At 37.3% G+C, this 19,962-nt stretch carries 16 protein-coding genes; 10 read left to right on the top strand and 6 right to left on the bottom strand.

All coding sequences use genetic code 11. From position 1 onward, the window contains the following. Positions 1 to 12 precede the first annotated feature (12 nt). The gene (locus EBB54_RS00650) at positions 13 to 687 is read left to right on the top strand and encodes a sortase (RefSeq protein ID WP_162307044.1); all 675 of its coding nucleotides are present in this window, start codon (positions 13 to 15) and stop codon (positions 685 to 687) included. Positions 688 to 1,854: 1,167 nt separating this feature from the next. Next, positions 1,855 to 2,433, top strand: coding sequence for a DUF4313 domain-containing protein (locus tag EBB54_RS00645; RefSeq protein ID WP_162307043.1), 579 nt, complete (start codon positions 1,855 to 1,857; stop codon positions 2,431 to 2,433). Between the two features lie 172 nt (positions 2,434 to 2,605). Here the strand turns inward: EBB54_RS00645 and EBB54_RS00640 are convergent, their stop codons facing one another. Then, the gene (locus EBB54_RS00640; protein ID WP_125125940.1) at positions 2,606 to 3,811 is read right to left on the bottom strand and encodes a sensor histidine kinase; all 1,206 of its coding nucleotides are present in this window, start codon (positions 3,809 to 3,811) and stop codon (positions 2,606 to 2,608) included. Next, positions 3,804 to 4,481, bottom strand: a complete 678-nt coding sequence (locus tag EBB54_RS00635; protein WP_125125939.1) for a response regulator transcription factor — start codon at positions 4,479 to 4,481, stop codon at positions 3,804 to 3,806. The genes EBB54_RS00640 and EBB54_RS00635 overlap by 8 nt, the downstream gene beginning before the upstream one ends. A gap of 234 nt (positions 4,482 to 4,715) precedes the next feature. On the opposite strand from EBB54_RS00635, the gene EBB54_RS00630 reads away from it, so the two are divergent. The 5 genes from EBB54_RS00630 (at position 4,716) to EBB54_RS00610 (ending at position 10,437) form a co-directional block, all read left to right on the top strand. Beyond that, positions 4,716 to 6,029 (top strand): ABC transporter substrate-binding protein, encoded by a 1,314-nt coding sequence (locus EBB54_RS00630; protein ID WP_125125938.1) that lies wholly within the window; start codon positions 4,716 to 4,718, stop codon positions 6,027 to 6,029. A gap of 195 nt (positions 6,030 to 6,224) precedes the next feature. Next, complete coding sequence (locus tag EBB54_RS00625; protein ID WP_243127453.1) at positions 6,225 to 6,983, top strand: carbohydrate ABC transporter permease; 759 nt, start codon at positions 6,225 to 6,227, stop codon at positions 6,981 to 6,983. Next, the gene (locus tag EBB54_RS00620; protein ID WP_125125936.1) at positions 6,980 to 7,813 is read left to right on the top strand and encodes a carbohydrate ABC transporter permease; all 834 of its coding nucleotides are present in this window, start codon (positions 6,980 to 6,982) and stop codon (positions 7,811 to 7,813) included. The genes EBB54_RS00625 and EBB54_RS00620 overlap by 4 nt, the downstream gene beginning before the upstream one ends. A gap of 7 nt (positions 7,814 to 7,820) precedes the next feature. Then, the gene (gene arfA, locus EBB54_RS00615) at positions 7,821 to 9,344 is read left to right on the top strand and encodes an arabinosylfuranosidase ArfA (protein WP_125125935.1); all 1,524 of its coding nucleotides are present in this window, start codon (positions 7,821 to 7,823) and stop codon (positions 9,342 to 9,344) included. Continuing rightward, the gene (locus tag EBB54_RS00610) at positions 9,334 to 10,437 is read left to right on the top strand and encodes a family 43 glycosylhydrolase (RefSeq protein ID WP_330554307.1); all 1,104 of its coding nucleotides are present in this window, start codon (positions 9,334 to 9,336) and stop codon (positions 10,435 to 10,437) included. The genes arfA and EBB54_RS00610 overlap by 11 nt, the downstream gene beginning before the upstream one ends. Positions 10,438 to 10,535: 98 nt before the next feature. Here the strand turns inward: EBB54_RS00610 and EBB54_RS29845 are convergent, their stop codons facing one another. Further along, positions 10,536 to 10,709, bottom strand: a complete 174-nt coding sequence (locus tag EBB54_RS29845) for a hypothetical protein (RefSeq protein WP_162307042.1) — start codon at positions 10,707 to 10,709, stop codon at positions 10,536 to 10,538. A gap of 398 nt (positions 10,710 to 11,107) precedes the next feature. Continuing rightward, the gene (locus EBB54_RS00605; RefSeq protein WP_125125934.1) at positions 11,108 to 12,031 is read right to left on the bottom strand and encodes a tyrosine-type recombinase/integrase; all 924 of its coding nucleotides are present in this window, start codon (positions 12,029 to 12,031) and stop codon (positions 11,108 to 11,110) included. A gap of 393 nt (positions 12,032 to 12,424) precedes the next feature. Between EBB54_RS00605 and EBB54_RS00600 the strand changes: the two genes are divergently transcribed. After that, positions 12,425 to 14,827: an NACHT domain-containing protein gene (locus EBB54_RS00600; RefSeq protein WP_125125933.1), complete on the top strand. Its 2,403-nt coding sequence runs from the start codon at positions 12,425 to 12,427 to the stop codon at positions 14,825 to 14,827. Here EBB54_RS00600 and EBB54_RS00595 read toward each other — a convergent pair. Both EBB54_RS00595 and EBB54_RS00590 read right to left on the bottom strand, forming a co-directional pair. Then, positions 14,808 to 15,803, bottom strand: a complete 996-nt coding sequence (locus EBB54_RS00595) for an alcohol dehydrogenase catalytic domain-containing protein (protein ID WP_125125932.1) — start codon at positions 15,801 to 15,803, stop codon at positions 14,808 to 14,810. The genes EBB54_RS00600 and EBB54_RS00595 overlap by 20 nt on opposite strands. Then, entirely contained in the window at positions 15,796 to 17,040 is a 1,245-nt protein-coding gene (locus EBB54_RS00590; RefSeq protein ID WP_125125931.1) for a PLP-dependent aminotransferase family protein, read from the bottom strand. The genes EBB54_RS00595 and EBB54_RS00590 overlap by 8 nt, the downstream gene beginning before the upstream one ends. 539 nt (positions 17,041 to 17,579) lie before the next feature. On the opposite strand from EBB54_RS00590, the gene EBB54_RS31725 reads away from it, so the two are divergent. Both EBB54_RS31725 and EBB54_RS00580 read left to right on the top strand, forming a co-directional pair. Further along, complete coding sequence (locus EBB54_RS31725) at positions 17,580 to 18,425, top strand: tocopherol cyclase family protein (protein WP_125125930.1); 846 nt, start codon at positions 17,580 to 17,582, stop codon at positions 18,423 to 18,425. A 162-nt stretch (positions 18,426 to 18,587) separates the two neighbouring features. After that, positions 18,588 to 19,856 (top strand): extracellular solute-binding protein, encoded by a 1,269-nt coding sequence (locus EBB54_RS00580; protein ID WP_125125929.1) that lies wholly within the window; start codon positions 18,588 to 18,590, stop codon positions 19,854 to 19,856. Positions 19,857 to 19,962 lie beyond the last annotated feature (106 nt).

Raw genomic sequence — 19,962 nt, 5'->3', positions numbered from 1 at the left:
TCCGGAGGGGATATGAAAAATAGAAACAAAAACAGTCTTACCGTATGCTTCTTTCTGGCAGGTGCGGTGGTTATTCTGACAATCGGATATCAGATCTACCGCCAGCCTTACTATGAAGCGGAAAGAAGAAATAAATACGAAGATCAGATCATAGAAGCGTATTTGGAACAGAAAGAAAATGGAAATCCGGAGGAAAAACCGACAGAGGAAAATCCGACGGAATACCTGTACAGCGATGTAGGGGAATATGCATTTCAGGGAAAAATGGATTGTATCCTTGTGATCGACAAGATCAATCTGAAGAAGGCAGTTATCCGGGGAAATACTTTGGGCGATAATGAAGTAAACCTGTCACGGTACTACTTTGTAACTGCTGACCTGACACAAAACCTGGGCGGAAATTATATCATATATGGACATTGTTCTGATACATATGGACATAGCTTTAACCGTCTGGAGGAATTAAATATCGGGGATACATTCTACATTTTACAGGAAAATATGAAGTATTATTACAGGATAGAAGCAGTGGACCGGGTACTCCGTTCGGAGAGCAATCCCTATTTCCAAGCTTTGAAAAACAGAGTGACTTTCGTATCCTGTGAAAAAAATATTGCTGCCGGATATACAGAAAACAGGGTGATCATTGTGAGGTCTATACAGACCGGTAAAGAATCAATACGGTAAAAATAGTTCAAAAGAAAAAAGCCGCCTGCCCGCATTTTTAGAATAAAATGCAGCAGGCGGTTTTTCAGAAAACCTACAGGTAAAGTAAACATAGAAACTGTTTGAAATTTACCTTTAAAAAAGCTCTGGATCTACAGAGTTGTTCACATAATATTTTTCAATCAAATTTTCCCATAAAAATCAAATGACACGCATTGATAAACAAGTTTGACAGTAACTTTTTTTGCAGTATTCCATTCAAATCACGTTCAACCAATTTCTCTTTAATCATTCAATTTTAAAAATATCTTTACATATTCCGTAATATAGTTCTTACCTTTCTTTTAGAATATACCAATCCTCCTTTTAAAGATTTCACATCTTGACTTATTGTACAGCAACCCTCCTTTTTTAAAAATAAAAAACATCCATAAAGGATGTATTCCATGATTTTTTGCAAACCCATCCCTGGGAATTTTACAATAAATTCTACATATGCAGACTTTATAAATAAATAAGATGTATAGATAAATTTTACTATCAGAAAATCAAAATGTCAAAAAAACAGCATATTTTTTTAGTTCTTTTTCAAATGATGTAAGAAAAGAACATGTAAACAATAGGATAGATAAAGAAACAAAAAAGTTTACAAAGACATTGATTTAAAATCATAGATCTTTCATAATGTTTTAAAGAATTGAAAAAAAATTCCACCTGTACGGTTGCAATCCGCGGTCGCATTTTCATTGCAATAAATTGCATAAAAATGTGACTGCGGATTGCAACCGTACAGGTGGAAAAAATTCGTAAATTTTGACAGGACAATTCAGCTATAGTAGAATAAAAATATGTATTTTATTTATTACTGTTTTCTGCATTTGCAGTTTATGTAGTGTAATTCCCCGAGATGGGTGTGCGCCCTAATTATAATTGCAGGGAAATTAAAAAAAGGAGGGTATAGTTGAGTTTATTGTTGCAGAAAAAACGAAGATAGAATACAAAATTGATAAGAGTAAAATCAAGCAGCGAACATCTTTTTAGATGTTTTTTTTGTGGAGAAAAGGAGGAACAGATTTTAATACATCTCGCAATATCTGGACCAAAAGTTGCGGAGGATCTAACGGAAAATGAGGTAGTAATTCAGGAAGGATTTATCTCTACCAAGAAATGACAGAAAGGAAGATGAGGATGAGTAGATTTTTAAAATTACGGACAGGAAAAAAGTTGGAGGTATGGCCGACGTATTATCCATATAATAGGACATTGGCAATTGCGCTATTTGAGAATGGTGAATCATATGGGAATCTTACCTGTTGCCTGGATGATACACCGGGAAGGAATTGTGCTTATATTGATGTGAACCATATGGGAAAGGATATTGTGGAAGTGCTGGAGAAAGAAGGGTATGGGAAAAGGACCGGAAAAGAGTATCAGTCAGGTTATGTGTTGTACCCGGAATTCATGTTTAAGGAGGTTGTGTTAAAAGATTGCACAAATGAAGAATATGAGCAGTATCTCAGGTGGCAGGAAGCTCTTGGGGAAGGCGAAGAGTATCTTACTGCGAGCTGCCAGATCTGTCATCAGGAATTTTGTTTTATCGTAAAAAAAGAGGAGGCGCAAAAATATCGGGAGTATCGGGATGGTGCCCCCTATCTGATACAGAATGTTTTCCCGAACATGTCTTGCGAGGAAAGAGGACTTTTTGCAAGAGGACAGAATATGTGCAGTGCATGTTTTAAGGAGTTATTTTCTTTTTGGGAGGAGTGAGAGGTTGCTTTGAGCAATGCCTCTGCATAGACAATCTGTAAAATTCTTTTTTAGAAAGTGAGGGTGTGGGGGAATAAGCCTCACACCTTTTTAACAGCGGAGAAACCGATAGTTTATGTTTTAGCCATTGGTTTCCCGCTGATCACATCTTTTGAAAAATTTGATACCTGTCTCATATCTTCTTAGGCAGCTGGATAATGAATCTGTTTTGGGATATACCGTCAGACTCGGCTCGAATTATTCCATTATGATCAGTAATGATCGACTGTGCGATTGATAAGCCTAAACCATATCCTGATTGGTTTTTAGAAAGCCTGTAAAATTTTTCGAATATCTGCTGTGTTTCCTCCGCTGAAAAAGGGTCTCCGCTATTCTCTACAGTAATCACAGCATTGTGTCTGACAGATTGTAAAGTGACTTTGACCACACTGCCGGGGATGGAATATTTGATCGCGTTATCAATCAATATATCGAATACCTGCCGCAGATTTTCCGCATTCCCCATGACATAGATATGATCCTCGCAGGATAGTTCCAGTTTCCTGCCCAAATCGTATATAATAGGCTCATAGGTAAGCAAAGTACAGTTGACTAAAAAAGAAAAATCTATTTTCTCTTTCGGTATGGAAAACGTGGCACCCTCCAGTCTTGCCAGCTGCAGTAACTGTTCCACCAGGTTTCTCATGCGCAGGGCTTCGGTTTGAATAAAATTCATTCTTTCCAGGGTATGTGGAATATCCTTTTCCGAAGCTTCAAAAGAACTGCTGACCATTTCTGCATTTGATAAGATAATTGTAATAGGTGTTTTCAATTTATGCGATGCATTTGCAATAAAATCTTTTTGGGAAACCATAGTATTACAAATAGGCTTCGTCAATTTACCTGATAAAAAGACACTGACAATTCCAAAAATAAATATTGAAATGAAGGCGATGATAACAAACTGCCACATTTGATGTTTGAGGATTTTTTGTTCTACCTGGATATCAGCTAATGCAATCCGGATATCTGATATCCCGATACTTTCGCGGAAATATCTGTAATTTCCACGAATGATAGAAACCTTTTTCGAACCAGTCAGGATTTCTGAAACCATAGCGGAAATATCATCCTTGGAAAAACATTCGATTTCATTCTGCAGCACTTTTATATTTCCCTGATAGTCAACGGACAAAACAAGCAGGGGGGTTGACGCATGACGTAATAATGTTGATCTGCTGGAATATGTATTATGTATCGCGGATTGAAGCTGGTTAAGGCAGCTGGCTTCAAGCGTCTCTTTTGTGGAGGAATGTGTGCTGACTAAAATAATAAGAAGCAAAATAAAAAATACAGTCATCAAAGTAAGGATGATCTGAAAACGTAATTTTTTAATCATGACCCACCTCTAAATAATATCCCACTTTCCGCACGATACATATAGTTACTTTTGATGATAAAAGTGCTAATTTGCGCCGGAGGAATGAGATATAGGCCTCCAAATTATTATATGTAGCGTCAGAATTAAATCCCCATATCTTGTTTAGAATGATGTCCTTCGAAAGAACCTGATTTTGATTAATGATCAGAAGCCTTAAAAGCTCATACTCCTTTGAATTAAGCTTAATACTCTTAGAATTACACTTTAATTCATGCAGGGATGTGGAAAGGATGATATCTCCAAACTGGAGATCTTCGATAATCATTGGGCTCTGTCTCCTTATGATGGCACGAAGGCATGCTAAAAATTCTTCTCTTTCAAAAGGCTTGGTTAAATAGTAATCCGCTCCGATATCCAGGCCGTAGATCCGATCTTTTAAATCGCTTCTTGCAGTAAGTATCAGAATCGGAGTCTTATTTTTTTCCTTCCGGATCGTACTTAGAACTTTGAATCCATCAATATCGGGCAGCATAATATCTAAGACAATTGCATCATAATGGCTGCTGCGGGCATATTCCAGTCCGGAATACCCGTCTAATGCGATATCAGCGGAATAGTTTTCTTTTTGGATGATATCCGCTAAAGTTTTGGCTAATGATTTTGTATCTTCTATAATAAGTATATTCAAAATAACCACCTCATTTATTCGTAATTATAGATAATGATATCTATAAAGTTGAAAAAAATCAATGCTTTGTGAAAAAATACTAAAAACAATTGTGTGCGATCATAAAAAGTTGAAAAAACGAGAAAAAAATTTGGATTTTTAAGGAAAATTTCAGACTTATGCACTAAAATACTTGATAAAGATATGGATCGATTCATAAAATTGTACAGATTACAAAAACAGGAGGACTATATTATGAAATGGAAAAGATTAATCAGTATTTTACTCGTTTGTGTAATGGTGCTGGGTATGGCTGCAGGCTGCGGCAATGACGGATCAAAGGAGAATGAAACGGTCTCTGATGAATCCAGTGGAGCTGAGGATGGCGGAGCAGGCGGTGGTGATGAAAAGGGTACGACCTTATCATTATGGACCGTTTTTACAGGTTCTGATGGAGACATTCTGAAAGAGATCATTAAAAAATATAATGAGACGAATACAGATGGGATCACTGTAGAAATTGACATCATGGATAATGACACCCTGCAGTCAAAATTACCGGCTGCAATTTCAACAAATACAGCGCCGTCCTTCGTCCTGGTCGGTATTGAATATTTACAGGAGTATGTGAACAACGATTCTTTGGAAGATATCAGCGATTTTTGGAAAGTGACCGGAACCAATGAAGAGAACTATTATGAAAGTGTTGTGGCAAAATCTTATGTAGGTGATAAATTATATGGAGTGCCAATGCAATACAATCTGCAGTATTTATACTACAATAAGGATTTGTTCAGCGACGCAAACCTGGATTCGGATGCACCGCCTACAACATTTGATGAACTGGAAGAATGCGCGAAGGCACTCACAAATACGGACAAAGGGCAGTATGGACTGGCTCTGCCTACAGATTTCGGATACTATGTTCAGTACTTATGGGGCAACGGCGGAGATGTGATCAACACTGCAACAAACGAAAACCTTCTCAATACAGAGGAAAATATTGAAACCCTTACATGGCTGCAGGATTTAAAAAATGCCGGCGTGTCACCGGATGGACTGGCTGCTGCGGAAGCGGATACAATGTTTCAGTCCGGACAGATCGCAATGTATTTTTCAGGCCCGTGGAATATTAATATTTTAAATGGTTTGGATATGAATTACGGAATTGCTGCTATGCCGGCAGGAAGTGACGGGGCGTATTCCGCAGAGGGCGGCTGTTCTTATATGATTCCAAAGGGGACGGACGATGCGACCAAAGATGCGGTATATAAATTTATGGCATACTGGCTTACAGATGAAATTTTAAAAGAGTGGTCGGTAAAGAACGGATTCCCGGTATGGTCTTATTCATTATTGGAAGATGATGAAATTAAGTCAAATGACATTTTAAATGATATTTCCGAGGCATCATCTATCGGAAGGGATTGGCACTTAGGATACAAATATGGCAGCCAGATCGATAACGATGTCATGAAGCCGATGATGGAAAATATTCTTTTGGGTTCTGATGTGGCAAAAGAAGTTCAGGACGCGTCAGGGCGCCTGGATGAGATTGTTGCTCAATAATGGCTGGCAGGGAAAGTTCTGATTCATTTCAGAACTTTCCTTTTGAAAGGAGACAAATAAAAGATGAACTGTCCTCAAAAAAGATCTGTCCATAATCAAAAAACAGCATATTTGTTTATTTTGCCATCCATGTGTATATTAACAGTTTTTGTGTTTATCCCGTTAATATCTGCATTTATTATAAGCATGCTGAACATGAATTTGTACATGAATGATATATCATTTGCGGGATTTGGAAATTATCTGAAAATGCTGCAGGATGAGAGAGTTTGGAATGCCACAAAAAACACAATGGCCTTTACCGTACTTGAAGTACCGATCCAGATTTTAGTGGCATTGATCTTAACTATGTTCATGCAAAAAAACACAAAATTATGCAAGTTCCTGCGGGCGTCTTTCTATATCCCGTATGTGTGTTCCATGACGGCGATAAGCATCCTCTGGTCTATGCTGCTCAACCCGAATTCCGGTATGCTGTCATTCCTGTTAAAAAAAGTGGGGATCATCATGCCCAATATTATGACGAATCCTACATATGCTATGGCGATCATTGTATTGGTCACAGTATGGAGAAATTTTGGATATACCTTGACGATCATTACCGCCGCTACATTGGATATCCCATATTCTTTGTATGAAGCAGCAGATTTGGATGGGGCAATGGGGCTCAAAAAATTTCTTTATATTACGATCCCGTCTATCAAGCAAACCATTGGATTTTGCGCGGTCACTACATTCATTCTGGCCTTCCAGGCATTTGATCAGATTTATGTATTAACCGGCGGCGGTCCGCAGAATAAAACAGAAACACTGGTAAGTTATATTTACGACCGGGGATTCAGGACACAACAGGATTTAGGCTATGCTTCTGCAATTTCAGTGTATCTTTTTATAATTATAGCAGTGATAACTGTGGTCATGAGAAAGTATACCGACAGGAGGGAAGCATCATGAAGGAAAAAATAAAACAGAGGTCATATTCCGCGGCCGGGTATGTGATATTGTGCATTGTAGCCCTTTTGGTATTTATTCCATTAGTATGGCTGGTTGTATCCTCGTTTAAATCCGATGCGGACGTGATCAAATATCCGCCTGCTTTTTTACCGGAACAATGGGTGATCACACAGTATGCATATGTAACAGATGCGATCCCGATTCTCAGTATGCTGAAAAATACGGTGATCTTTGCAGGAAGTGTTACATTGATCAGCCTGCTCCTGGATTCATTGGCAGCGTATGCGTTTGCAAGAATGGAGTTTAAAGGAAAAAAAATATTATTTACCATGATCTTATTGACTATGATGGTGCCGTTCCAGATCATCATGATCCCTCTTTATATTGAGGAGTATAAGCTGGGGATTCTGGATACTTTAATGGGACTGGTATTGCCCCGTGCGTCAGGAGCATATGGGATCTATATGCTGACATCATTCTTCTCGCGGATTCCAAAGTCACTGGAAGAAGCTGCAAGAATAGACGGGCTGAACAATCTTCAGATATATTGGAAAATCGTTATGCCGTTATCTAAGCCGGCATTGATCAGCCTGGGGATCTATCATTTTATGAACAACTGGAACGATCTTTTATACCCAATGATGCTGACAAGCTCTGTGGAAAAAAGAACATTGTCGGCGGGGCTCGCTATTCTCGTAGGAAGCAATTCCATTAAATACGGGCCCACGTTGGCTGCAACAGTCATTTCAATCGCACCGTTGCTGCTGCTGTTCTTATTCGGACAGAGATTCTTTATCGAAGGGATCGCGACTTCAGGAGTGAAAGAGTAGGAGAAATATGTATAAGGCAAAATTAATCGTAAATAAAGATTTTCAAAGGGCAGAGATCAGCCCTCTCATATATGGTTCATTTGTAGAGCATATGGGAAGAGTTGTATACAATGGAATCTATGAAAAAGAACATGAGCAGGCGGATTCGGAAGGATTTAGAAAAGATGTGATTGAAAAAGTCAGAGAAATGGGTGTGACCTGTGTCCGTTATCCGGGAGGAAATTTTGTTTCCTGCTATGATTGGAAGGATGGAGTCGGAGAGAAGGAGAAAAGACCTAAAAGAAGAGAGCTTGCATGGAAGTCCATCGAGACCAATGAAGTCGGGACAGATGAATTCATCTCCTGGACACAGAAAGCCGATGTGATTCCGATCTTTGCAGTCAACCTGGGAACAAGAGGAGTTGAAAATGCGGTTTCTTTACTGGAGTATTGCAACCTGCCGGCCGGGACCGTATACAGTGACTGGAGAAAATATAATGGCCATGAGGCACCATACCAGATCCCGATATGGTGTCTGGGAAATGAGATGGACGGAATCTGGCAGATCGGACATAAAACACCGGATGATTATGGAAAACTGGCTGCACAGACGGCACATGCGATGAAATCTTTAGATGATTCTATCAAGACGGTTGTATGCGGAAGCTCGTCCACAAGCGTAAATACCTATACGGATTGGGAAAGAATCGTATTGGAATATACGTATGAATTTGCGGATTATATCTCGCTTCATCAGTATTATGGAGGACAAGAGGAAGGGACGGAAGAATTTCTTGCACAGTCTGTCGAGATGGAGGAGTATATAAAAACGGTAATCGGCATTTGCGATATGGTGAAAAGCAAAAAGCGCTCAAACAGGACAATCCATATTTGCTTTGATGAGTGGGGAGTATGGGAAATACCGGGAGATGCCGTAGCGGATGCAGTGGCTTCCAGGGATTGGGAAGTTGCGCCGGCTTTCAGTGAACAGATCTATACAATGGAGGATGCATTGTTATTTGCCGGAATGCTTATGGCCATGGTGAAGAATTGTGAGCGGGTAAAAATAGCCTGTCAGTCCTTGCTCACAAATATCAGTGCGGCGATCATGACGAAAACCGGCGGTGAAGTATGGGCTCAGCCAATTTTTTACCCGTTTTCCTTTATGTCGAAATATGCTAGAGGCATTTTGCTGGAATCTGTGTTAAAATGTCCCCAATATCAATCGAAAAAAAGCAATGTGATTTCCTATCTGGATCAGGTGGCGGTCTATAACCCAGGTCAGGAGGAAGTTGTATTTTTTATTGTAAACAGGAGAAGTGAGGAGTCTGAATTAACAATAGAAATGCAGGGCTTCGAGATTACGGATGAAACGGTAGAGCAGGTTATGCTATATCATGATGATTTAAAAGCAAATAATCGGGACCACCATGAAAATGTTGTTCCGTCCACTGTACAATTTAAGACAGAAAATGTAAACTCAGTGGAATGCAGGATACATCCATATTCATGGAATATGCTTCGAGTAAAGGTGAGAACAGATGATGAATAAAGAAAATTATAAAAAAACTCCATTTAATGAACCGTTTATCTGTAACCGGGCGGACCCATATATCTATACCCTATCGGACGAAGTCCACCCGCCCCGCAGGGACATGAGTTATAGGATGCCCTTTGAGTGTACCCTATCGGACGAAGTCCGCCCACCCCGCAGGGACATGCATTATGGGATGCCTCCGGGGTATCGACACACAGACCATACGTATTATTTTACGGCTTCTGTGCCGGAATATGACAGGATCATTCTTAGAAAAGCCTCTAATATCAAAGATTTAGCATGTGCAGAGGAAAAAGTATTATGGAGAAAACATGATACGGGAAAACAGAGCATCCATATTTGGGCGCCGGAAATCCATTATTTATGGGGGGAATGGTTTATTTATTATGCAGCAGGAGATATAGATGACATATGGGCAATCCGCCCGTATATTTTAAGATGTAAGGGCAGCGATCCTTTCGAAGATGAATGGGAAGAAATGGGGCAGATGAAAGCAGCGGAAGAGGATGATTTTTCTTTCCGTGATTTTTCATTAGATGCGACGGTCATGGAGCATAAAGGGGATTACTACTACATATGGGCTGAGAAGACAGGAGTAGGGAAGAAGATTTCCAATTTATATATAGCGAAACTTCAGGCACCGAACCGGCTGTCAACAGTCCAGAAGCTTCTAACCACTCCTGATTATGAGTGGGAGCGGGTTGGATTCTGGGTAAATGAAGGTCCTGCGGTTTTGAAGCATGAGGGGAAGATCTTTCTCACATACTCCGCAAGCGAAACGGGAAGCGCATATTGTATGGGAATGCTGACAATTTCAGAGGATGAGGATCTGCTGGACCCGAATAACTGGAGCAAAAGCAGGATTCCAATTCTGCGGACAGATGAGGAAAAGGGGATTTTCGGACCGGGGCATAATTCATTTGTTAAATCGGAAGATGGGAAAAAGGATCTGTGCGTGTTTCATGCAAGGTGCTATGATGAAATACAGGGAGATCCTCTGTATGATCCGAATCGGCATACCATGATCATAGAAGTGATATGGGATGAAAAGGATGATCCGGTTTTTCAGTTTGAAAATAAATTGTAACTATTTAGAACGGGAGCAGTATGAAAAATCAGTCTGTGCAAGTTTTCTTGCTAAAGGCTGGTTTTTCATACTGATATTGGGCGGGACGCCTAACAACTTTAGATGGAAGCTGCGTAAGCATAGGATATGCTTTGATTTGGCCCTTCAAAAATAATCTCTCTTTCACTTTGCTGTTTTGCATAGTCTTCATGTACTGGAATATTGGTTGTATCATAGATATACGTATAGTTACTAGTTACAGATTTTCGGCAAACTAAATTTGCTCCTTCCATTTGAAATATATCCATACAAAATGTGTAGTGAAGCTGCGAAATATGGTAGCAGGAAAAATAATTTATATACATTTATTGTTTTTTTGATGGGACACATGTTTTTGAAAATAAGAATCCAATTGAAAAAAATGAGGATTTTGTATTTCTGCATCATAAAAAAGCATGCATCAAACAAAGAAACATACGTTTGTACTGCTATGATTTGGTATATAGCATTTTGTCTGAAACATACTAAATACATAATTTTTTTATGATGAATAGGATGTCAGATAATCTGTGTAAGCAAATTATCTAAATATTCTCATTCATTGCGTGACAATTATAATTGGAATTGAAGTCTGCACAATTTATACAGATTATGTAGCACGCTCATAGAGAATGAAAGAATAGTGATATCTTTATGCTGCTCCGGTAATGTTCATTTGATTTCTTGGATGCATAGCTTTTAATATTTCTGCTTGTTTTTTTGCTGCAACATGTATGTAGACCTGCGTGGTTTTAATGGAACTATGCCCTAAGATTTGCTGGACACAGCTGACATCTACACCTTCCTCGATTAAGTATGTTGCAAAGGAATGTCGCCACATGTGGGGTGTGATATTTCTTTCAATTCCAGCTAACTTCGCATATTTTTTTAACATATTCCGGATAGATTGCTCGGAAAAACGATTTCCTCTCTGGTTAATAAAAAAGAAACCGCTTTTTTTGATTGCTTCTTCATTCGCGTCATAATATTTCTTTAAGAGCCGTAATACGGAGACCTCACCGATTTGGATATATCTTTCTTTATTTCCTTTTCCCATAATTCGGATTAATCCGGAATTGATATTAATACAATCAGCTTTTATATTAGAAAGCTCATACACCCTGACACCAGTAGCAAACAGAACCTCTACAATTGCCATATCCCGAAGCCAGTATTTATTATCTGTACTGATTTTTCTGCTTGTTTCAGGATATGCATACATGAAGTTTAATAATTTTTCAATCTCTTCCCGTGGAATAATCCTGGGAAGCATGATAGTCTCCTTAAATTTTACTTTGATTTTTCGGAATGGGTTTTCTTCAATCAGATCTTCGCATTCCAGGTAAGCATAAAAAGCCCGGATGGTAGCGATTTTTCGTTTTACTGTCTTTTGTTTGAAGCTCTTATGCAAATTTGTAATATAATTTTCAATATGCTCTTTCTGTGGATCCTGCGAATCAAAAAAATCAAAATACTGTCTTAGATCTATTCGGTATGCCTTCAAGGTCTTTTTGTCCAATTCCTTGCGAAATTCGCAATATTCCAAATAGCTTGTTACTTTCTCCTGTATACCCATAGTTGCGCCCTCCTGTGTTAAGAAAATGTCTCTTTAGTGTACCACATTTATAGAGGATATGTGGAACTGGTTTATTAGAGATATTTGAAAATGCAAAACGTATGTTTGGTGATGGCGCTAAAATGTGGATAATTGTTAGTTATCCGTTAAATTTACATTGAAGAATATGTTGGATAATTGATTATTATCCTTGGTTTGAAGATGATTTATTGTATCTATTAGAATTGAATCATAGAAGGGTATATTCCCCGATGCTTTCATCGCCACAAACTAATACCGAGCGAAGCGAGGTTGGGGCGAATACCCCGCTCCTGCGAAGCAGAAGGCAAATGCCGTTAGGCATTTGAGTGCTTGCACCAGGGAAGTTTATTGGAATAGAAGAGGTACAGTATAATGGGATTTCGTAAAACGGAAAACTATAAAAATGACGATAGGATATTTCTTGATAGAAATGACATTTTTAATATGTTAGAAGAGGATATTATAGCATATACGAATACTGATATTTTTTATATGCTATATGCATTTTTTGGAATGGGTGGTATTGGTAAAAGTAGGTTGGTACATCGAATATATGATTTATATAAAAATGGGATATTAGAAGTATATATGATTCCTCTAGAAATTCTTAACCACGAAACAATTCCATCCATTTTATTATATATCAGAAAATTATTTTCTTATACTCCTCATTTTGATTATGTACTTTTTAGATATTGGGAATTTATTAATTACGACCGAATAGATCGAAAGAGTCTATATAATATAGTCAAGAAATCAGGAATAGATGTTGTAGAGACAATTGATAATATAATTTTTAATGGAATAGCACATCTTAAATCTGGTGCTGATTTTCTAATTAAACTATATGAAGAACGTGAAGTCAGCGAACAGGAAAGAGAGTATGTTACAGATTTACTCCTAGGAAAATCAGAAGATTTATATCAGTATATGGTACAAAGTTTAGCAAAAGATATTGAAAGAGAATTATACGATAATAAATATCTTTTTATTTTTGATGCATATAATATTTGTGAAATAAGTACGGAATATGATTGGTTATGTGATTTTGTGAATGCTTTTCAGAAAGGATTATTTATTATAACTTCTAGAGAATCTTTAAGATGGTTTAACGATAGTGATGTTGACCAAGCACTCTACAAAAACATACCTTTAGAATCTATTCCAGCGCAGGTGGTAGAAAATTATCTTTCAGAACAAGGCTATTCAAATACCCAAATATGTATAATAAAAGAAAAAACTGATTGCATTCCGTTATTTTTAGATATCATTCTCAAATCTTATAAAAAAGAGGAGATTAATAGAGATACTTTTGTTGGGTTTAAAGATAAAAAGGATTTAGTTAAATGGTTTTTAAGTCATTTAAGCAAAGAGGAACAAAACATAATTGAGTATCTTGCAGTGATTAAACTATTTAATGAAGAAGTATACGATAATGTTTTGGATTTTAACAAACTTTCTTGTCAACAGTATGGTTTTGAAAATTTTGAACAGAGTACTATCGTACGATATATAGAAAAATTTAATGGATTATATAAAATACATTCTATTTTGGCGCATAATATTACTCTTTTAATGAAAAAAGAATTATGCCATAAAATTATAAAAAACTATATCCAATTTACATGGGCCAGGATTTTAAATGATTTTTCTATGTATGATGACATAAAATATAATTTTATAATTAATATATACACTTTAGTCATTGATCAGCAAATGTCTATTACAGAAAAAATTTCAGAACAATTATTAGATATGTATTTTTATCTATATGATAGGAGCTACGAACGTGACTTTACCAAATATATTTCCGAGATACAAAATATAGAAAAAAGTTCTTTGAACGCTATATATAAATATATAGCTGGAAAATCTGTAAGATTGAGTAATATATCTAAAGGTCTCAAAATTTTAGAAAGTATTCCTATGAATGAATGTGCTTTTGGAAAACACAAAAAAATGTTACAATGTGATATGAATTATCTACTATCGATATTAGGACAATATGATAAAGCAGAAATCAAAATGCAAGAATTTGCAAGAAACTTAGATAGGAATGAACGAAATCAACGCTATTATGCGAAGGGAATTATATTTGATTGTGACATGAAAATGCTTCGTGGAAAATTCAGATCTGCTGTTTCCGGGTTGCTTGATTTGGAAAATGATATGGTTGATAATTCCATTTTATTTGAAATACAAAAGGCTATAGGTCATATCTATCGTTTTAACTTTCTTATGGAAGATGCAATAGAACATTATTCAAAATATGACACATTTGAAAAAAATTCATATTACTACACTGTTTATTGTGAAACATATTGCTATTCTTCCCCACATCTAGTTTTTGATATATATGAAGATGCAAAAAAGGAAAATCAGAAATATAATAATCACAATAACTTAGGAAAAATATATTATGCAATGGCAATCGCTTATATTCTTGAAGCAGATTATATTTTGGCAAAAAAGTATATTAAAAAATCAACAGATGAATTTAAAAAAACCAAGTATCGTGCAGGTCATATTTTTGTAATGATAACACAAGCTTTCCTAGAATATAGTCAAACCCAAAATATCTCTATGAGTACAGTTAAAAGTATAATTAACTATATAAGAGAGTTGGACAATATATATGAATATCTACTGTTACCAATTTATGTTGCCAGAAAAGATATTGCTAAAATCGAAGAATATAAATATAAATTTGAGTGGTTTTCATTTGAGGAAACTGTACAAAAAATCGAAAAATTTATTATTCGATTACAAGTTTAATTACTTGCTTAGGTTTATTACATTTTAGTTTTTCCTCAAAAGGAAAATTAAGATCATCAGTTTCATAAATTTGAATAAGTTTATCAAATGAGTTTTTCCAATTTTGTTCAATTAATTCTGTGGCAAAATATAGATTTTTGCGAGAACCATTACGTAAAGGGAAATAAATACTACACTCTTTTTTGACAAGTTTATCATAAAGATTCTCTGTAGCTTGTCCATATAAATGACTAAACGAGCAAATGTTTTTAACAGAGGCATAATGTTCAATACATTGTGATAGCCCAAAAGAGCTGTTGGTAGCTTCAATTACTAAATCATAAGATGTTTTATAATCTACAGGTGTACATGAAAATAAGTTGGTAATATATTTTTGTTTAACTATATTAGTGTCAAACAATTGTACATTTTTTCCCAGACAGCAGCTTAAGTAAAAAGCACATAGCATGCCGATATTTCCAGTACCATAGATTAAGATAAAATTAATTTCAGACAGATTATAATGATTCATTGCATGAATTATACATGAAAGAGGCTCTACAACAGTTGCACGATAAAGATAATTGTAAGGAATATTCGTTTTTACTAAATAGCTGTAATGTATGTCTGCATAATGCGAAAACGCACGATTAGTAAATAATGCAGCGTCATTTTTTAGGCATAAATGCGTCTTATTTTGCATGCAAAATGAACATTCTCCACAGCGATAATTAAAATCAGAAACAACATAGTCACCTATATTGTAACTTAATCCTTTATTACAATTTATATCTAAAACTTTTGCAACAAATTCATGCCCTAAAGAAATCGGATAGTCATTTCTATATCCTAAAAAGCGAGAGTAATCACCACCGCATATACCACAATACTCATACTTTACACGTACATAATCTGACGGAACTATATCGGGAAGCATACAAGCTTCATTATTAAATTTATGTGGTGCTACAAGATATGAAACAATATTATTAAGCATTAGTACGCTCCTTTATATGTATAATAAATGATTCTATTTCATCGTGTAATGTGGGATTGTATTCACTGCTAATACATGATTTTGCTAATAGCTGAGCAAGTAAAGGAATATCATCTTTGGTTAAACCACATACAGTTGCTGCTGACAATCCCATTCGGATACCATAGCCTATATTATATGGTAATAATCTATAGTTGGTTAGAAATCCATTTCTTTCCCAACGATTATATAAATCAAAAGCTTCTCTTTTACTTTCGCATTGAATCCAAATATGATGTGTACGCATTTCTGATATGTGTTGTGGGAACTGGGTTATAATATTTATGCCACAATTTATTAATTCTTTTTCAAGTTCCGCTGCATTTTCTATCATGTTCTTTGATAAAGCCTCATATTTTTTGTAATCTTCCAACATCAGACCAAGCGAGTATATAGAGTATGGGTGCATATTAGAAACGTATGTTCCTATTTTGGATTGTATTTTATACCACATTTCATCTTTTTGTTTAGAACAATATAAGGCTCGTTGAGGTCCAGGAAAATTTTTATGCGTAGTAGATAAAATGGCATCAAACCCCATATCAAAAGGTGATATATAGTCCCCGACTAATATATTTGTCAGATATTGAGAAGCATCAAAAATTTTATAAATATTTTTATACTCTGACAGCCATGAAAAATCTTCATACAATGTTCCTTCACTTCGATCAACAAATATTACTTTAGGTTTTACTTTTTCAATTAAGCGTTTACTTTTTTCTATATTAATACGTTTATTTTCGAAGTCTATTTCGAACTCATATACATTTAATCCTAAACGTTCAAAAATGGATTTTGTTGCCATATGTCCACCTGCTTTTTCAGGTAATATAATTACATTATCATTAATACGGGTAATAGCCATAAAGATTGTAGTATGTGCATGAAGACCAGAAAAAAAACGCATAGAGATTGCTTCAGCTTTCATAATTTTACACCACATCTTATAAATTTTATTAATATCCTTAGCAACATAATTTCTACTTGCAAATTGAATTTTTGTATCTATCATCTCATTTTCTGAGCGTAATTTGTCGCTATTATATATTCCATATAAAAAATTATATCCAAGTTCGACATAATTTAAATCGGGGATATTTTCTACAGGATTTAAAATTAATTGCTTTTGGGAGCTTTTATATTGATGTTTTAACGATGTTTTAAGTGTTTTTATATAATTAGAATAATTCTCGTTCATATTTTGGTTTTCTCCTTATTTTTAAGTTAAATAAAATAAACTATAAATATCTATAAAACTTATTGTTGGTAAAAAATCCTGATCAATAAATGACCGATTATATGTGTTCTCTTCCGTTCAATTCTAATAGATACAATAAATCATCTTCAAACCAAGGATAATAATCAATTATCCAACATATTCTTCAATGTAAATTTAACGGATAACTAACAATTATCCTATATTTTTCAAGTAAAAAAGGCAACAAAACTCTTCTAAAGTATCTACCAATACTCAAGAAATTCTATCGCCACAGCCATATTCTACCATATTCGGCAAAAATGTACAATACAAACTTCACAGATAATTTTTTTTCCTAATTTTTTCAAATTCTATTCCTTATGCGTGCACTTATGACGGTAGCGTAGACTGTAGTGTTTCTCAATTAGAGCGGGGGGAGCAGCCAAAACACATGTACCGCGCATAAATGTAAGCTCTTTGAGGGAAAATAAAGTTTAATTATATGGCTGAAATTTATTTTCATCAGGGGGACAGAATATATGGACAATTATTTTTATGGATGGTATTTTAAATGCCAGTCTGAAACTCAGACATTATCGATCATTCCTGCAGTTCACAGGTCGGGACAAAAGAAGTCTTGTTCCATTCAGGTTATTACTAAAAATCATGCGTGGAGCGTTGCTTACCCTGCTGCAGCATTCCATCGGACAGGAAAGGATATCTGGATAGGAAAGAATCAATTTGGGGAGAGAGGGATTCATCTGGCATTACATACGCCGGAGCTGGATATATGCGGAGACTTGAGATTCGGCGCACTTTGTCCTCTGAAATATGATATCATGGGACCGTTTTCCTTATTCCCTTTCCTGGAATGCCGGCATAGTGTACAAAGTATGAAACATTTGGTCTGCGGAAGCATGAACGTGAACGGACAGGAATATTCGTTTCAGAATGCATATGGGTATTGGGAGGGGGATGAGGGACATTCATTTCCCAAAGAATATGCCTGGACACAATGCGGCTTTCCGGGCGGCTCGCTGATGCTGTCCGTGGCAGATGTCCCAATTGCGGGGTTTCATTTTAGAGGTATCATCAGTGCTGTATTATGGAAGGGAAAAGAATACCGGCTGGCGACTTATTTAGGGGCGAAAACGATGTTGGCTCAGGAGGGGAGACTTCGGATCATACAGGGAGATTTGGAATTAGAAGCCAGGCTGCTTGAAAAAGTCAGGAGCCCTCTAAAAGCTCCGGTTCATGGAGACATGGCAAGAACAATTCATGAAAATGCGGCGTGCCAGGCATGTTTCAAATTCCGGAAAGGAGATTATACTCTCTTTGCATTTAAAACGAATCAGGCTTCTTTTGAGTATGAATTGCGTCAGTAAAAGATTACAAGGTAGACGTTTTCTTTCTATTCTTGGTAAAAATCCCTGTTTTTTATTGTGAACAATCAAAATATATGGTAAAAACTACTTAAATATCTGATATATATCCGATGAAAACAAATACAGCAGGAAAGTGTTTTATCAAAAAGGAGGAAGAAAACGATGAAAAAGAGGATCGCAATGTTGCTTTGCGCGGCGATGGCCGCATCGTTATTTACCGGATGCAGTTCAGGCGGGAACGGGGCGGAGCCCAAGGAAGATGCTGCTGAAAACGAAGGCAGTGAGGAGCAGGCTGCAGAGGCAGAGGAGATCAGCATCTGGCACGACGGCGACGAGGCAATCATGGATGTCATTGAAAGCCAGGTGAATGAGAAGCTCGGCGGGGATGGCATTACAGTGAAGTTTGAGAAGAAAAGCGGCCTGACAGACCAGATCAAGCTCTATGGCAGCGATGGGGAGAGCGGCCCGGATATGTATATGTATGCACATGATTCCCTGGGTACCTTTGTAGAGATGGGAGTGCTCTCGCCTCTGTCGGACATTGTCGGGGAAGAGGTCTATGCCGACATGCTTCCCATGACACAGGAGGCCGGATTATACAAAGGGGAGCAGTATCTTCTTCCGGTCTATTTTGAAACACTGCTCTTTATGTATAATAAGGATCTGTGGGAAGGGGAGGTTCCGTCCACAACAGAAGACCTGTATACATATATGGAAGCGCATACGGATACGGCGGCAGGCACATATGCATTGGTAAACCAGCATTCCACAGCCTATAATGTATCCCCGTTCATCCATGGGTTCGGAGGATATATCATTGATGAGGATGCTGCCCCGGGGCTGGCGGATGAAAAAACAAAAGAAGCCATTGAGTACAATAAAAAATTCGCCGCACTGCAGGCTGACGGCGATTATAATACGGTAACAACACTGTTTAATGAAGGGAAAGCGGCGGCGATCATCGGCGGCCCCTGGCTGGTACCTGGGATCAAAGATGCCGGGATCGACCTGGGAATCCAGTCTCTGTCAGACTTTGCTTTGCCGGGCGGGGAGAGCCTTGCACCCTATTCAGGGATTCAGGGGATCGGAGTCATGAAGCATGCGGCTGAGGAGAAAAAGGATGCGGCTGCAAAGGTGCTTGCCGCATTGGCAGCCCCGGAAGTCGGCATTGCGCTTGCAGAAAAAGCAAGCTGCGCGCCGGCAAACCAGAAGGCATACGATGAGGATTCTGTAAGCAGCGACGAAATGATCGCGGCAATGAAGCGGACTGCGGAGACGGCCAAACCTATGCCGAATATTCCGGAGATGAGTGTGATGTGGGGGCCGGCAGAATCCCTTCTGGCAGCGGTAAACAAATCCGGAGAGGATCTGGACGCGGCGGCTGAGAAATATCAGGCAGAAGCGGAAACTGCGATCGCAGATATGCAGTAACAATAGAAAGCACTCATAGATGCAGAGGACATTACGGCCTGCATCCGGTACAGCATTGCATAATCAATGGTGAATACGGCGCCTGCTATTTTGCAATGCTGTACGA

Origin of the sequence: Schaedlerella arabinosiphila (assembly GCF_003885045.1) — a bacterium.
GTDB classification, from domain to species: domain Bacteria; phylum Bacillota; class Clostridia; order Lachnospirales; family Lachnospiraceae; genus Schaedlerella; species Schaedlerella arabinosiphila.
This window is presented reverse-complemented; position numbering and strand designations above follow the sequence as displayed.